General features: G+C 70.6%; 15 protein-coding genes. 7 read left to right on the top strand and 8 right to left on the bottom strand.

The genetic code is table 11. The features are described from left to right. Nucleotides 1-13: 13 nt before the first annotated feature. Together FB384_RS19140 and FB384_RS19145 are read left to right on the top strand one after the other, a co-directional pair. The gene (locus FB384_RS19140; RefSeq protein ID WP_183786027.1) at nt 14-1,402 is read left to right on the top strand and encodes a GntP family permease; all 1,389 of its coding nucleotides are present in this window, start codon (nt 14-16) and stop codon (nt 1,400-1,402) included. A gap of 459 nt (nt 1,403-1,861) precedes the next feature. Next, nucleotides 1,862-3,076 (top strand): alpha-hydroxy acid oxidase, encoded by a 1,215-nt coding sequence (locus tag FB384_RS19145; protein ID WP_183786029.1) that lies wholly within the window; start codon nt 1,862-1,864, stop codon nt 3,074-3,076. A 152-nt stretch (nt 3,077-3,228) separates the two neighbouring features. Here the strand turns inward: FB384_RS19145 and FB384_RS19150 are convergent, their stop codons facing one another. From FB384_RS19150 to FB384_RS19160, 3 genes are all read right to left on the bottom strand, one after another. Further along, a complete protein-coding gene (locus FB384_RS19150) occupies nt 3,229-4,119 on the bottom strand; it encodes a hypothetical protein (RefSeq protein WP_183786031.1) in 891 nt (296 codons plus the stop codon). 377 nt (nt 4,120-4,496) lie between these two features. Continuing rightward, entirely contained in the window at nt 4,497-5,732 is a 1,236-nt protein-coding gene (locus FB384_RS19155) for a class I SAM-dependent RNA methyltransferase (protein WP_183786033.1), read from the bottom strand. Next, on the bottom strand, nt 5,729-7,789 hold the full coding sequence (locus FB384_RS19160; RefSeq protein WP_183786035.1) for an APC family permease: 2,061 nt from the start codon (nt 7,787-7,789) through the stop codon (nt 5,729-5,731). Before FB384_RS19160 ends, FB384_RS19155 begins: the two co-directional genes overlap by 4 nt. A gap of 98 nt (nt 7,790-7,887) precedes the next feature. Between FB384_RS19160 and FB384_RS19165 the strand changes: the two genes are divergently transcribed. Next, nucleotides 7,888-8,553, top strand: coding sequence for a potassium channel family protein (locus FB384_RS19165; protein ID WP_183786037.1), 666 nt, complete (start codon nt 7,888-7,890; stop codon nt 8,551-8,553). Then, nucleotides 8,554-9,210 carry a potassium channel family protein gene (locus tag FB384_RS19170; protein WP_183786039.1) on the top strand — a complete coding sequence of 219 codons (657 nt, stop codon included), beginning with the start codon at nt 8,554-8,556 and terminating at the stop codon, nt 9,208-9,210. It begins immediately after the preceding gene. Between the two features lie 27 nt (nt 9,211-9,237). Here FB384_RS19170 and FB384_RS19175 read toward each other — a convergent pair whose 3' ends face one another. Beyond that, entirely contained in the window at nt 9,238-10,107 is an 870-nt protein-coding gene (locus FB384_RS19175) for a DUF3159 domain-containing protein (protein WP_323985314.1), read from the bottom strand. 27 nt (nt 10,108-10,134) lie between these two features. Beyond that, complete coding sequence (locus FB384_RS19180) at nt 10,135-10,512, bottom strand: OB-fold nucleic acid binding domain-containing protein (RefSeq protein ID WP_183786041.1); 378 nt, start codon at nt 10,510-10,512, stop codon at nt 10,135-10,137. Nucleotides 10,513-10,703: 191 nt separating this feature from the next. On the opposite strand from FB384_RS19180, the gene FB384_RS19185 reads away from it, so the two are divergent. Continuing rightward, the gene (locus FB384_RS19185) at nt 10,704-11,438 is read left to right on the top strand and encodes an alpha/beta fold hydrolase (RefSeq protein WP_323985315.1); all 735 of its coding nucleotides are present in this window, start codon (nt 10,704-10,706) and stop codon (nt 11,436-11,438) included. A 70-nt stretch (nt 11,439-11,508) separates the two neighbouring features. Here the strand turns inward: FB384_RS19185 and FB384_RS19190 are convergent, their stop codons facing one another. Both FB384_RS19190 and dut read right to left on the bottom strand, forming a co-directional pair. Continuing rightward, on the bottom strand, nt 11,509-12,201 hold the full coding sequence (locus FB384_RS19190; protein WP_323985316.1) for a DUF3710 domain-containing protein: 693 nt from the start codon (nt 12,199-12,201) through the stop codon (nt 11,509-11,511). Continuing rightward, a complete protein-coding gene (dut, locus tag FB384_RS19195) occupies nt 12,201-12,665 on the bottom strand; it encodes a dUTP diphosphatase (protein ID WP_183786043.1) in 465 nt (154 codons plus the stop codon). Before dut ends, FB384_RS19190 begins: the two co-directional genes overlap by 1 nt. Nucleotides 12,666-12,803: 138 nt before the next feature. Here dut and FB384_RS19200 point away from each other — a divergent pair, with 138 nt between their 5' ends. Beyond that, nucleotides 12,804-13,298, top strand: coding sequence for a DUF3093 domain-containing protein (locus FB384_RS19200; RefSeq protein WP_258936259.1), 495 nt, complete (start codon nt 12,804-12,806; stop codon nt 13,296-13,298). A 149-nt stretch (nt 13,299-13,447) separates the two neighbouring features. On the opposite strand, the gene FB384_RS19205 is transcribed toward FB384_RS19200, so the two are convergent. Further along, nucleotides 13,448-13,756: a DUF4193 domain-containing protein gene (locus FB384_RS19205; RefSeq protein ID WP_183786045.1), complete on the bottom strand. Its 309-nt coding sequence runs from the start codon at nt 13,754-13,756 to the stop codon at nt 13,448-13,450. Between the two features lie 490 nt (nt 13,757-14,246). Here FB384_RS19205 and cei point away from each other — a divergent pair, with 490 nt between their 5' ends. Then, nucleotides 14,247-14,933: an envelope integrity protein Cei gene (gene cei / locus FB384_RS19210; RefSeq protein ID WP_308292553.1), complete on the top strand. Its 687-nt coding sequence runs from the start codon at nt 14,247-14,249 to the stop codon at nt 14,931-14,933. Nucleotides 14,934-14,947 lie beyond the last annotated feature (14 nt).

Below are 14,947 nucleotides of genomic sequence, written 5' to 3' on the forward strand. Positions count from 1 at the left end.
AAACGGAGCCGGTATGAACACCGACGAGTGGACCCAGACCCTCGGAGCAGGGCCGCTACTGGGCATCGCCGGGGCCGCCGTGGCGGTCCTGCTGATACTGATCATCGGGCTGCGCGTGCACGCCTTCCTCGCGCTGGTCGTGGTCAGCATCGCCACTGCCTTCGCGGCGGGCATCCCCGCGGGCTCGGTCATGGACACGCTCACCGACGGCTTCGGGTCCACGCTCGCCAGCGTGGCCCTGCTCGTCGGCCTCGGCGCGATGCTGGGCAGACTCCTCGAGATCAGCGGCGGCGCACAGTCGCTGACCGACGCGATGATCCGCCGCTTCGGGGAGAAACGCGCCCCGCTCGCCCTCGGCGTCGCCTCCCTCATCTTCGGCTTCCCGATCTTCTTCGACGCGGGACTCGTCGTGATGTTGCCGATCGTGTTCTCCGTGGCACGACGGCTGGGCGGCGGCGTGCTGCGCTACGGCCTGCCCGTGGCGGGCGCCTTCTCCGTCATGCACATCTACGTGCCGCCGCACCCCGGCCCGGTTGCCGCGAGCGGCCTGCTGGGCGCCGATGTCGGCCTGGTCCTGCTGTTCGGCCTGATCATCGCCGTGCCGACCTGGTACATCACCAGCTACCTGTACGGCGTGATGGTCGGCAAGCGGATCGCGCTGCCCGTCCCGGAGATCCTCCGCGGCGGAGCGGACACCACCGAGCAGGACCAGAACCCGCCCCCGGCGTCGACGGTCATCGGCCTGCTGCTCATCCCCCTCGTGATGATCTTCGCCAACACCGGGCTCGACACCGCGGGCGAGGCGGGCTGGATCGACGGCGACGCGAGCTGGGTCCAGGTGGCGATGGTGGTCGGCTCCACGCCGGTCGCTCTGCTGGTGACCGTGTTCGTCGCCAGCTACGTGCTCGGCACCCGCCGTGACCGCAGCCGCAGCGTCATCGAGCGACTGCTGGACTCCTCGCTCGGCCCGGTGTGCGCCATCATCCTCATCACCGGCGCAGGTGGCATGTTCGGCGCCGTCCTGCAGGCCAGCGGCATCGGCGAGGCGCTCGCCGACGCACTCGACGGCGTCGGCATGCCCGTGTTCATCGCCGCCTACGTGATCGCCGCGGTCCTGCGCATCGCACAGGGTTCGGCGACCGTCGCGCTCACCACCGCGGCGGGCCTGGTGCAGCCGCTGGTGATGACCGGCTCGTTCTCGAGCGTCGAGGTCGTGGCGATCGTGTTGGCACTCGCCGCCGGTTCGGTGACGGCGAGCCACGTCAACGACTCGGGATTCTGGCTGGTCGGCCGATTCTTCGAAATGGACACCAAGACGACGCTGAAGACGTGGACCGTCATGGAGACCACGATCGGCCTCGTCGGATTCGGTCTCGCCGGCGTCCTGTTCCTCCTCGGATAGCCCCGAGGAAGGCTGCGCAGTTCCCGGTACGGTGCGATCTGTCGCGCCGTACCGGGAATGTCCTGCTGCGGCCGGTCGACCGTGTCGTGTCCGTCTCTGCCGATCCCCGAGTACGGCGAACTCGCGACAGCCGGTGGGCGCCGTCGCCGCTTCGACCTCCCCACCTGAGCCGAGATCCGATCGGCTCAGCCACAGCCTCGAACAGCCGGCCTCCCCGGGACTGCTGTGGCGGCGAGCGGGATCGTCGTGGCGTGGCGTTCGGCTGCTCATGGTCGAGTCCCGTGGCCGAGTGGAGCCTCGGGCCGTTGCTCGTGCGGTGCGCACGTGATCGCGCTGTACACCACCGCGCCTGAGCCGGATGCTCAGCCGTGACGAGTCCCGTCCGTCCACGGGCGAGCACCCTGTTCAGGGGTGATCACCCCCGCACGCCGTTTCGAGAAACCTGAAGGAAGGTCGACCATGACGCGCCGCCAACTGCCCCGATGGTCCGAGCTCCGGCCACTGCTGCGAGTGAAAACGCCCACGCTCGACCCGGTCCAGCGACGGCTCGCACAGGCCCACACCATCGACGATCTGCGCACCGTCGCGCGACGCAGAACCCCGCGTGCCGTCTTCGACTACACCGACGGCGCCGCCGAGCAGGAAACCAGCTTGCGACGGGCACATCAGAGCTTCAGCCGGATCGAGTTCCACCCGAACGTCCTGCGTGACGTGTCCGCAGTGGACACGTCACGGAGCATGTTGGGCAGCCGCAGCGCGCTTCCGTTCGCCTTCGCCCCAACGGGCTTCACCCGAATGATGCAGCACGAGGGCGAACGCGCCGTCGTCCGCGTTGCCGACCGCGCGGGCATCCCGTTCGGGCTGTCCACCATGGGGACGACCTCGATCGAGGACGTCGCCTCGGCCGCCCCTCGCGCCCGCAAATGGTTCCAGCTGTATGTCTGGAAGGACCGCGCAGCCGGCGAAGAGCTCGTCCGCCGCGCCCAGGAAAGCGGCTACGAGGCACTCGTGCTCACGGTCGATACACCGGTGGCCGGTGCTCGCATGCGCGACGTCCGCAACGGCCTGACCATCCCGCCGTCGCTGACGTTGCGCACGGTCCTCGACGGTGCGACACACCCCACCTGGTGGTTCAACCTCCTCACCACCGAGCCCCTCCAGTTCGCCTCGCTGAGCAGTTGGGAAGGCACGGTCGCCGACCTGATCAACAAGATGTTCGACCCGACCATCACGGTCGAGGATCTGGAGTGGCTGCGCGGGCTGTGGAAGGGGCCGTTGATCGTCAAAGGGATTCAGAACGCAGCCGACGCGCGCATGGTCGTGGATCACGGCGCGGACGCCGTGATCCTGTCCAACCACGGCGGGCGGCAGCTCGACCGCGCGCCCACCATGCTGGAACTGCTCCCTTCGGTGCTGGACCGGGTGGGTGACGACGCCGAAATCTACCTCGACACCGGAATCCGCAGCGGCGCCGACATCGTGGCCGCACTGGCGCGCGGCGCACGCGGATGCCTGGTCGGTCGCGCCTTCCTGTACGGCCTCATGGCCGGCGGGGAACGCGGGGTAGCGCGCACCGTCGAGATCCTCAGCTCCGAGATCACGCGCACGCTGCAACTGCTCGGCGTGACCTCCGTCGACGACCTGACCGAGGAGCACGCCACGCTGCGGAACTGACCGATCAGGAGGTGCCGGCACTCGCTCGCCGCGACTGCCGGCACCTCGTACCGCGGATGCCGGTTCGCGGACCGGGTCGGCCGCAGGTACCGAAGTGGCGTGCCGCTCGCCGCCCGAGGGCGGCGAGCACGCACGTTCGCCCGGTCAGACCTTCATTCGCATCGGTTGTCGGTGCGCGTGTCACCCTCGCCACCGACGCAGATGATCGAGCCGGAGTCGCCGGCATGCCCGAAACCCGGTACGGCGAAGCAGTCGACGAACTCCGCCGTGATTCCCCCGAACCCCACCATCACGACCACCTCGTCGTCCTCGATTACCGACGAGGTGTACTCGGTGGTCCGGCCCACCTTCTCCACGACCATGTCCTCCTCCGGCTCGGCCGCGGCGGCGTCGCCGGCCACGAGCGTGACGTCGAGCTCCTCGAGGACAGTGGTCATGCGGCAGCCAATGATCCGGCCCGAACAGTCGCCCGCGAAGAGCAGGCCGACCGCCGGGTGCTCCGGCGAAACCGGAGGCATCTGCTCGTCCATCACCTCGCCGGATATGAGGGCGTCGTCGGTCGGAGCCGCGATCGCGCAGTCGACGCGGTTGCCGTCCTCGACAACATCCACCCAGCGCGTTAGCGTCGCAACCCGGTCAGCGGGGTCAACCCCTCCGTCCGCCGGGCCCGGCTGCACCACAGGATCACCCACCTCGGCGTCGTTCATGTTCGCCAGCACATGATTGTTCGACAACACCTGCCGCGAACCGTCGGTGTTGTCACGCACCAGGCATCCCACGGTGCCGGCGGAGATGTCGACATGACCGATGCTCGCTCCGGTGCGCACCGGACGAACCCGTTCGGTGTGCTCGAGGACGTCGGGCCCCGACTCGTCGGCCCCGACGTCCGGGGAACCCAGCGCGTAGAAGGGGCCCGCCTCGACGACGTCGACCGGCACGTCGATGCCGTCGACCGGGACGCTCGCCGGGAGCAACCGGTCCCTGGCCACGAGCTCGGGCGGATCTTTGCGGGATACGTACACGACGACGACCGACTCATCCATGCGCTGTCCACCCCGTCGACGACGCCCGAGCGCGAACCCGTTGACGTTGGAGTCGGAACCATGCGACTGCTTGAGAAGATCGCGTGCGGACCGCCGCCGTGCGCGTTCGGCCGAGTTGTCAGACGACATGACAGCCCCCTATGCGCATCGTGTAACGCAACATCACGGAGTGTAACCCCGTCCCCTCGGCCCGTCCAGAGCCTGCGGTGGCCCCTCACCCGGTTCCAGGCCGCGGTGAATAGGCAATCCCCGGCCGTACGTACGCGAGCCGAGCCCGCTGCGGATCGAACCGCTACGTGCGGGCTCGTACCGGACCTTCGGTAGGTCGATCGTCGTCGAACATCGGCCCTACGGGGTGTTGTGCCTCGGGAGCCGCCTCACTCGGCTCGGGCCGCGCCGCCGCCGCTGCCGCCGCCGCCCGACTCCCGGCATTCGAGCAGCGCGACGCATTCGACGTGGTGGGTCATGGGGAACGCGTCGAACGCGCGCAGTGCGGTCATGCGGTAGCCGTGGCCCTGCAGTGTCGCGACATCGCGGGCCAGTGCCGCCGGGTCGCAGGCGACGTACACCACACGGGCCGGCGATGCGTCCGCGATCGCGTCGACGACACCGCGCCCCGCACCTTTCCGCGGCGGGTCGAGCACCACGACATCGGCCGCCGCCTCCACTGTGGACACGATCCGTTCGACCGTGCCGCAGTGCCACTCCACCTGGGGCAGATCGGACAGATTGGACTGTCCGTCGCGGACGGCCCGCCTGCCGGACTCGATCGCCAGCACCGATCCGTCCCTGCCGACCTGTTCCGCCAGTACGGAGGCGAACAGGCCCGCACCCGCGTAGAGATCCCAGACCCGGCCGCCCGCAGGCGCCGCAGCCCACTCGGCCACCACCGCGGCCAGCGTCGACGCCGCGGCCGGGTGCACCTGCCAGAAGCCGTGGGCCGCCACCCGCCAGGTGCGGTCCGCGGCGTGTTCGACGGCGATCCCGCCCGAGACCTGTTTCGGCCTGCCGCCGCGGCGGATCTCCGCCAGGTGCACGGTGCCCCGCGCGTCCTCGGCCACCTCGAACTCGGTGCCGGGGCGGGCCCGGCGTGCCAGGCCCGCCCCGGCCGCCCCCTCGAGGGTGATGGGGCAGTCCTCCAGCGCGATCACGTCGTGACTCCGGTGCGCCCGCAGCCCGGGCCTGCCGTCCGGCCCGGTCACGAACCGCACCCGGCTGCGCCAGCGCAGCGGCTCGTCGGTCAGCGCCTCCACCTCGACCGGCCACGTGACGCCCGCCAGTCGTTCCAACTGCTCGGCGACCACCCGCGCCTTCAGTGCGCGCTGTGCCACCGGGGCGGCGTGCTGCCAGTCGCACCCACCGCACAGACCGGGACCCGCGACCGGGCACGGCGGTGTGACCCGGTCGGACGAGGCCTCGAGCACGGCGATCGCGTCGCCGCGGCAGAACGATCCACCGCGGTCCTCCGTCACACGCACCCGCACCCGCTCCCCCGGCAGGGCGTGGCGGACGAACACGACCCGGCCCTCGACGCGGGACACACAGTGGCCACCGTGGGCGACGTCGCCCACGGTGACGTCGAACTCCCGGCCGCTCCAGTCGCCGTCGCTCATCGGTCGTCCTTCCCGGCACCCGGTCCGTCCCGGCGGGTCCGGCCGTTCCCGTCCTGCCCGCCGCCCGTCAGACCGCGCCGCACGTCCCCGGCGACCGCACGGGGCCCGTCGGGGTCGGAGCCGTGCGCCCGCTTCGACGACTCGAGCTGCCACGGCACGCTCGTCACCATCACCCGGGACTGGAACAGCAGCCGCGTCTTGAGCCGCAGCGCGCTCTGGTTGTGCAGCACCTGCTCCCACCAGCGGCCGACGACGTACTCGGGGATGAAGATCGTCACAACGTTGCGCGGGTTGTCCCCGCGGACCCGCTTCACGTAGTCGAGCACCGGCCGCGTGATCTCCCGGTACGGCGATTCGACGACCTTCAGCGGGACCGTGAACTTCCGGCGGTTCCAGTCGTCGGTGAGCCTGCGTGTGTCGACGTCGTCGACGTTGACCGTCACCGCCTCCAGCACATCCGGTTTCGTGGCCTTCGCGTACGCCAGGGCGCGCAACGTGGGCCGGTGAATCTGGGAGACCAGCACGATGGCGTGGTTGCGCGCCGGCAGCGTCACTTCCTCACCCTCGACCTCCTTGATCTCCTCGGCCACGTGGTCGTAGTGACGCCGGATGCCGCGCATGAGCACGTAGATCGCCGCCATCGCCACGATCGAGATCCACGCGCCCTCCAGGAACTTCGTCACGAGCACGATCACCAGCACGGTCGCGGTCATCACCAGGCCGAACGAGTTGATCAGCTGTGCCCGGCGCATCTGCTTGCGAGCGGCCTCGTCGGTCTCCACGGCGAGCCTGCGGTTCCAGTGCCGGATCATCCCGCTCTGGCTGAGCACGAACGAGACGAACACCCCGACGATGTAGAGCTGGATCAGCTGGGTGACCTGGGCGTCGAACACCGCAACGAGCACGATGGCCAGCAGCGCCAGGAAGAGGATGCCGTTGCTGAAGGCCAACCGGTCGCCGCGCGTGTGGAGCTGCCGGGGCAGGAACCGGTCCTGCGCCAGGATCGAGGCCAGTACCGGAAAGCCGTTGAACGCCGTGTTGGCAGCCAGGACGAGGATCAGACCGGTGAAGAAGATGATGTACCAGATCGCCGGTGCGAAGCCGCCGAACACGGCCCCGGCCAGCTGGGCCACGAGGGTCTTCTGCTCGTAGCCCTCCGGCGCGCCGACGAGCTGGGTCGCCGGGTCCTCGGCCATGATCACGCCGGTGACGTTGGCCAGAAACAGCAGCCCGAGGAACATCGTCACCGCGAGCACGCCCATGAGCAGCAGCGTCGTCGCCGCGTTCTTGCCCTTGGGTTTGCGGAACGCCGGCACCCCGTTGGCGATCGACTCGACACCGGTCAGCGCGGCGCTGCCGGTCGAGAACGCCCGTAGCACCACGAACACGAAAGCCAGCCCCGCCAGGTGCTCCCCCTCGGTGGCCAGCTCGAACCCGGCGCTCTCGGCACGCACGTCCTCGCCTTGCACCACCGTGCGGACAAAACCCCACCCGATCATGGTGAGAACGCCCACGACGAAGGCGTAGGTCGGGATCGCGAACGCCGTACCGGACTCCCGCACCCCGCGCAGGTTCCCCGCCGCCAGCAACACGATCGCCCCGACGGAGAACAGCACCTGGTGATCGGCGACGAACGGGATCACCGAGCCGATGTTCGCCGCCGCCGCGGAGATCGACACCGCGACGGTGAGCACGTAGTCGACGAGTAGCGCGCACGCCACTCCGAGGCCCCAGTTCGGGCCGTGGTTGACGGTCGCCACCTCGTAATCGCCGCCGCCCGAGGTGTAGGCGCGGACGTTCTGCCGGTATGAGGCGACGACCGCCGCCATGACGAGCGCGATGACGAGGCCGACCCACGGGCTGTAGACGTACGCCGACGTACCGGCGATCGAGAGGACGAGGAGAATCTCCTCGGGCGCGTAGGCCACACTCGACATCGGGTCGGAGGCGAAGACCGGCAACGCGATGCGCTTCGGTAGCCGGGTGTGCGCCAGGCGGTCGCTCCGGAAGGGGCGGCCCAGCAGCAACCGTTTCGTCGCGGTGGCGAACTTGGACACCCGTGCAGGGTAATCACCGCCCGTGGCCCGCATGTCGCCGCGGCGCGGTAGGTTGCATCGCAGTCGCCGACAACACGCACAAGGAGGCGGAGACAACCGTGCACGTGGTGATCATGGGATGCGGCCGGGTGGGCGCGTCCCTGGCCGCCGCCCTCGAACGGCTCGATCACGAGGTCGCCGTCATCGATCGCGACCAGGAGGCGTTCCGCAGACTCGGCAGCGACTTCCACGGCCAGCAGGTCGTCGGCATGGGATTCGACCGGGACGTGCTGACCGAGGCCGGGATCGAACGCGCGGGCGCGTTCGCGGCGGTGTCCAGCGGCGACAACTCGAACATCATCTCCGCCCGGGTGGCGCGCGAGCTGTTCGGCATCGAACACGTCGTGGCCCGCATCTACGACCACAAGCGCGCCGCCGTCTACGAGCGCCTCGGCATCCCGACGATCGCCACCGTGCCGTGGACGACCGACCGGTTCCTGCGCACGCTGCTGCCCGACGGTGTGGCCACGTCGTGGCGTGATCCCACCGGGACGGTGGCCCTGCTGCAACTGCCGCTGCACGAAGACTGGATCGGCCGCAACGTGCGCGACATCGAACGAGCCGCCGGGGTCCGCGTGGCGTTCGTGATGCGCTTCGGCACCGGTGTGCTGCCGACCACCACGACCGTCATCCAGGCCGACGACGAGGTGTACGTCGCCGCGCAGTCCGGCACCGTCGGCGACGTCACCGCCGTGGCCGCCCGCGCGCCCGAGGAGGAGGACTAGATGCGTGTCGCGATCGCCGGTGCCGGCGCGGTGGGCCGGTCCATCGCCTCCGAGCTCATCGAGGCCGGCCACACGGTGCTGCTGATCGAACGGCTCTCCCGCCAGTTCACCCCCGAGGTCGTCGAGGCCGCGGAGTGGGTGCTCGGCGACGCCTGCGAGATGTCCACGCTCGAGGCGTCGGGTATCGAACGCTGTGACGTCGTCATCGCCGCCACGGGCGACGACAAGGTCAATCTCGTGCTGGCGCTGTTGGCCAAGACCGAGTTCGCGGTGCAGCGCGTGGTGGCGCGGGTCAACAATCCGGCCAACGAGTGGCTGTTCAACGAGAGCTGGGGTGTGGACGTCGCGGTGTCCACGCCGAGGATGCTGGCGGCGATGGTCGAAGAGGCCGTGAGCGTCGGCGACCTGGTGCGGCTGATGACGTTCCGTAAGAGCCAGGCCAACCTCGTCGAACTCACCCTGCCCGAGGAGACCCCGCTGGCCGGCACGCCCGTCGAGCGGCTCAACCTGCCGCGAGACGCCGCGCTGGTGGCCATCCTGCGGGGCGAACGCGTCATCGTGCCGCAGCCCGACGATCCGGTCGAAGGCGGTGACGAGGTGTTGTTCGTGGCACCGGAAAGCGTCGAACCGGAGCTCCGGACCGCGCTCGGCCGCTGAGCCGGGCGCGTCCGGGCGAAGCGGGCGTCAGCGGGGTGGGTTGTCGGACGACTCGTCGTCGGAGGCCGCTCCGCCGGCGCCCGTCGAGACCGCACCGGACGGCACGGCGCCGGGCGCGCCCTGGGCGGGCCGGTCGTATTTGGCACGCAGTTCCGCCTCGATCTCGGCGTCGGTGCGTGTCCGGCTCTCACGCAGGTGTTTGAGCCTGCGGTCCGAACGGCGCACCGCCCACACGACCACCAGCAGTGCCAGGCCGTAGAGCGGATATCCCATGGCGATCTTCGCGAACGCCAACCAGCCCGTGTGGTCCTCGTCGTAGAGCCACCGCTGCACGATGAACCGCGCGGCGAACACGGCGGCCAGGGCGAGCGTGGCGATGTCGTAGCCCCGGCGCGACGGCTTGTCCTTGCGCCAGTCCATGCCGGTGCCGTTGAGCGCGTTCCACACGACGCCGGCCAGAGGCCAGCGCACGAGCACCGACAGGGCCAGCACGCTGAAGTACACCACCGACGTCCAGATACCGAACAGGAAGAAGCCCTTGGCCTCGCCGGTGCGGTAGGCGATGAACGCCGCGATCGCCACGCCGAGGAAACCGGAGATCGCGGGCTGCACCGGTTCCTTGCGCACGACGCGCACCACGGTGATCGCCACGGCGCTGCCCAGGGCGATCCAGATGGCCGGCATGAGCCCGAACATCGCGTTCGCCAGCACGAACACCACGACGGGGATGCCGGAGTAGATCAGCCCCGACACGCCGCCCATCTGCTCGAGCATCGTCGGCGCACGGTCGGCGCCGGCCTCCCGGGAGCCCGGGTCGTTGCCACCGCGGCCCGCCCCGGAGCCGTCGGTCTCGTCCGGCTCGCCGGTGCGGTCGGGCTCACGGTCGGGTGCGGTCACGCGGGAATTCTCCGGATCTCGTCGTGGTCAGGTGGGCTGCAGCAACTCGTAGTACGGGTTGTACAGCACTTTACGGCCCTCGCGGTCCGCCATGCGGCCACGGGCCTTGATGGTGCGGCCCGGTTCGATGCCGGGAATCCGCCTGCGGCCGAGCCACACGAGCGTGACCTCGTCGGTGCCGTCGAACAGCTCGGCCTCCAACGTGGCCGCCTCGGTCGCGGGGCACAACTCGACACTCCGCAACCGCCCGAGAACGGTGACCTCGTCGCCGCAGCGACAGTCGCACGCCCGCTGGGCGCCGCTCGCTTCGGATTTCTCGGAGAGATCGTCGGCGTCGAGGGTCTCGACGTCACTGGTGAGTTTCTTGACCAAGCGGCTGAAGTAGCCGCCGTCCTTGGCGGGCATGTGCCTGCTCCTGTACTTCGAGGGCCCCCGACTCAGCATTTCACGGCCCGTACGTGTTCAGCGTAGCTTTCCTACAGGCACAGGGAAGCCGACGGAGGTCGACTGTGGCAAGGCGCCACGACGTGAGCTGCGTTATGTCCGCGTGCGGGCCGGTCACGGGGACCGGAAAGCCGGTCGAGCAGGATGTCGGTGTGCCCGCCACACACCTTTCCCATCCCGCTCTGCCCTGCGGCGCCGCCGTCCTGCCCGGCACCGGTTCCGACGAGGTGTTCGCCCGCGCCGTGTTCGCTCCGGCGCTCACCACCGCCGGGATCGCCGTGGCCGCGCCCCGGCCCCGTGCAGGAGCCGCGCTCGTCCGGGAATCGCTCGCGGCGCTGGACGCGTTCGCCGCGGCCGCGAGCGGGCCGATCCTGGTCGGTGGCGTGTCCCTCGGGGCCCAGCTGGCCGTCGAATGGGCACTGCGCAACGACACACGCTGCGCCGGGGTGCTGGCCGTGCTGCCGGCGTGGGCGGGCACGCCGGGCGATGCACCGGGCGCGATCGCCGCCCGCACCTCGGCGGACCTCATCGACCGCGAAGGGCTCGATCGCGCGCTCACGATCGCGACCGACGGCGTGCCACCGTGGCTGGCGGCCGAACTGACCCGCTCCTGGCGCCGCCACGGCGACGGCCTCGCCGCGGGGCTCCGCGCAGCCGCCGCGCACCCGGCACCGGATCTCGACGCGCTGACCCGGTGCCGGGTGCCGGTCGGCATCAGCGCCTGCACCGACGATCCGGTGCATCCGGTCGAGCTCGCGCGAGCCTGGGCGACGGCGCTACCGCACGCGAGCCTGCGCGAGATGCCGCTGGCGGCGTTCGGTGCCGACCCCGCATCGGCGGGCCGGGCCACGATCGACGCCTGGCGGGAGGCCTGCCGGGCTCGCTGAGGCGGATCCCGTCCGGCGGGCCCCGCCTCGGCGCGTGGTCAGCCCTGCCCGGAGCCCGGGCCGAACGGACTCAACCCTGCCCGGACTGCTGCGCCGCGATGTGCTGCGCGACCTGCTCGGGCAGCCGCACCGGCAGCGGCGTGCGCACGGGCATCGGCGCGTCCCCGCGCGCCACGATCGTGCCGCGCACGATGTCCCGCAGCACCTCCGGCGCCTCGGCGGCCTGCGTCTGCGGGCCTGCGATCACGCCCCGCAGCATCCACCTCGGGCCGTCGACACCGACGAACCGCAGTGCCATCTCACCGATGACGGCCGACAGCTCCATCCCCCACTCGCCCCGGCCGAGCGAGACCTTCGCACCGTCGCCGCGCAGCTGTTCGGCGAGTTCGTCGCTCACCGACCGCCACTGCCCGCCCGAACGGGGCGCCGCGTACGCGCTGACCGTGACCTGCCCTTGCGGCACCACGATGTGCACGGCGCGGACGTTGCCGCCCTGCTGGTCCATCTCGACCTGCACCTGCGACCCGTCCGGCACGGGCACGCGCACCGAGCCGAGGTCCATGCGCGGCAGTCCGTCGTCGGGGGCGTCCGCCTCGTCGTACGGGCCCGACGCGCCGTCGACCCGGTCCGCAGGCGGGTCGCCCTCGACGTCCTCGGCCTCACCGGCGCCGGACGCGGCCATCACCGGTTCGTCGCCGATGTCGGCTCCCGCCCCGGCCTCGTCGCCGGCCGCCTGTCGTCGCTTCCGTCCGAAAATCCCCACTAGTTCTCCGTTCCGAGGGTCGCGTGCCCACCCGTCGAACCGTAGCCGCCCGTCCCCCGGTCGGTCGGCTCGAGTTCGTCAACCTCGACGAACTCCGCGCGGCTGACGCGCTGCACGATCAGCTGCGCGATCCGGTCGCCCCGCGTGAGTTCGACAGGCTCGGCCGGGTCGAGGTTCACCAGGCACACCTTGATCTCACCGCGGTATCCGGCGTCGATGGTGCCGGGCGTGTTCACGATCGACAGGCCGACCCGCGCGGCGAGCCCCGACCTCGGGTGCACGAAGCCGGCGTATCCGGACGGGAGCGCGATCGCCACCCCGGTTCCCACCACGGCGCGCTCGCCCGGCGCGAGCACGACGTCCCGGGTGGTCACGAGGTCGGCACCGGCATCGTCGGGCCGCGCGTAGGACGGGAGGGGAACATCGGGATCGACGCGGGAAAGCAGGACCTGCACGCTGGACACGGCTGGCGAGACTACCCTGAACCCGTGAGCACGAGTGCACGCGCGCGGCCCGACGGCGACGATCCGGCGACCGGCCCCGACAACACGCAGGGCAACGACTCCGGCGGCCGCGACCGCGGTTCGGCGGGCGAATCCGAGGTGCGATTCAGCGAGCGGTTGTACATGGCCTGGTGGTGCTGGCCGCTGCCGTTGATCGGCGCCGCCCTGCTCGCCGCGGAGGTCCACATGGGCTATCCGGGGGTGCGGGCCTGGCTGCCGTACGTGATCCTGCTGCCGCTGGCCGCACTGCTGCTGCTTGGCTTCGGCCGGCTGAAGATCCAGGTCACCGGCGGCGGCCGTCCCGAGCTGTGGGTCGGCGACGCCCATCTGCCGCTGCGGCACGTCGGCGCGGTCGAGGTGATCGGCAAGGGCGCCCGGCGCAGGACCCTCGGACCCGAGCTCGACCCGGCCGCGTTCGTCGTCAACCGGGGCTGGGTCCCCACACTCGTGCGGGTCGAGGTGACCGACCCCGACGATCCGACCCCGTACTGGTTGTTCAGCACGCGCCACCCGGAGCGTGTCGCCGCGCTGCTGCGGGAGGCACGTCCGCCGCTGCACCCCGACACGCCGCAGACCCCGTCCGCGGAGGACTGACCCGCACGGCCTGCCGACACGACAGGAGCGGCCGGGTGATGTCCGCCATCACCCGGCCGCTCCCGTTCTGCCTGTATCCCGTTCCGCCTGTGTCGCGTTCCGCCTGTGTCGCCCCCTACCGCAGCCGCGCCCGCCGATGCGGGCCCGGCTCACGCGCAGTCGCGGCAGATCAGCTGAGAACCCGACTCCTCGGCGAGCCTGCTGCGGTGGTGCACCAGGAAGCACACCGAGCAGGTGAACTCGTCGGCCTGCTTCGGCACGACCTTGACGGTCAGGTCCTCACCGGAGAGCCCCGACAGGTCGGCGCCCGGGAGCTCGAAGTTCTCGGCGCTCACGTCTTCGTCGACGTCGACGACGCCGGACTGGTTCTCGTTGCGCCGCGCCTTCAGTTCCTCCAGCGAGTCTTCGGCGAGCTCGTCCGCCTCACTGCGGCGCGGAGCGTCGTAGTCGGTCGCCATTGTCCTTCACCCCTGCGATCAGCATTTCTCTCGATACGCGACCGTCGGAGGCGAACTCCGGCGGTCCTGTCGCTTCCGCTGGTCAACGTTCCAGCGCCTGTGTTTGTGCCCGGGAGAAGGGTGAGTGTCGTCTCATCGGTGTTGCCACCTGCGTCACACGTCGCCACAGCCCGGGAGCCCGGAGAGGGTAGCCCACGACGTACCCGGCTCCACAGCAGGTCACCCCGACCCGGTGGGACGTCACTCGGGCGGGGCATTTGATTCGGTCCGAGGCGGGTTACCCGGGATGGGGTGCCGCGACCCATACGCCCCGGAGAACACGTCGTCGCTGCCGGTACAGCCGCCTTCGCCGCGTCACGGCGGCGCTGTGACCGGCTCGGACGGCGTGTCCCCGGCGGGTCCCGGCCTGCGCCGCCGTTGTAACGCCTAAGCTGATCAACGGCGACATAGACGATAGTTGGGCGGGGATCGGCGAAGGGACGGCTCAGTGGTGTCGGGGACCGGGGGCTTCCGGAGAAGCCGTGTCAAGCCGTACCGGAAGCACAAGCCGCTGCCTGCACTGATCGTGGTGGCGGTGCTGGGCCTGGCGGCGTCGGCGATCTGGATCAACGTCGTCACCTCCACCGAGGATCTCGACGAGGCCATTCGCTGCACCCCTGCGGCACATCCACCCGAAGGGGTGACATTCAACCCGCAGCCCCACGACGCGCTCTCCAGTACTCAGCCCGCCCCGCCGCACCGGGTGAACGTGCAGGTACTCAACGCGAGCGGGCTGCGCGGCGAGGCGGCGATGACCACGTCGGCACTCGAACAGCTCGGATTCACTCAACTCGGTGAACCAGGGAACGACGACGCCTTCCCGAAGGGCGAGGCGTCGTGCCACGGCCAACTCCGCTACGGCCCGAACGGCGAGGCCGCTGCCCGCACGCTCCGGCTCATCGACCCCTGCCTGCAGCTCGTGGAGGACGGCAGGAAGGACGCCACCGTCGACCTGGCCATCGGCTCGGCCTTCAACGACGTGCGCCCCACCAGCGAGGCCCTCGACGTCCTCGAGCAGCTGAAGCGCTCGAGCAAGAACAACACCTCGGGCAGTGAGCAGTCCGCAGGCGGCGCGTCCGGGACGAGTTCGCTCATCGACCGCGAACTGCTCGACCAGACCGAGCCCGAGCACTGCTGACCCGCGGCCGGGCG

Origin of the sequence: Prauserella sediminis (assembly GCF_014195435.1) — a bacterium.
Lineage (GTDB): Bacteria > Actinomycetota > Actinomycetes > Mycobacteriales > Pseudonocardiaceae > Prauserella > Prauserella salsuginis.

Bases quoted from the DNA above. Each gene is read 5' to 3' on its own strand.
- FB384_RS19180 (WP_183786041.1), bottom strand. From the start codon at position 10,512: ATGCCCGCCAAGGACGGCGGCTACTTCAGCCGCTTGGTCAAGAAACTC.
- FB384_RS19155 (WP_183786033.1), bottom strand. From the start codon at position 5,732: ATGAGCGACGGCGACTGGAGCGGCCGGGAGTTCGACGTCACCGTGGGC.
- FB384_RS19150 (WP_183786031.1), bottom strand. From the start codon at position 4,119: ATGGATGAGTCGGTCGTCGTCGTGTACGTATCCCGCAAAGATCCGCCC.
- FB384_RS19140 (WP_183786027.1), top strand. From the start codon at position 14: ATGAACACCGACGAGTGGACCCAGACCCTCGGAGCAGGGCCGCTACTG.
- FB384_RS19170 (WP_183786039.1), top strand. From the start codon at position 8,554: ATGCGTGTCGCGATCGCCGGTGCCGGCGCGGTGGGCCGGTCCATCGCC.
- FB384_RS19205 (WP_183786045.1), bottom strand. From the start codon at position 13,756: ATGGCGACCGACTACGACGCTCCGCGCCGCAGTGAGGCGGACGAGCTC.
- FB384_RS19145 (WP_183786029.1), top strand. From the start codon at position 1,862: ATGACGCGCCGCCAACTGCCCCGATGGTCCGAGCTCCGGCCACTGCTG.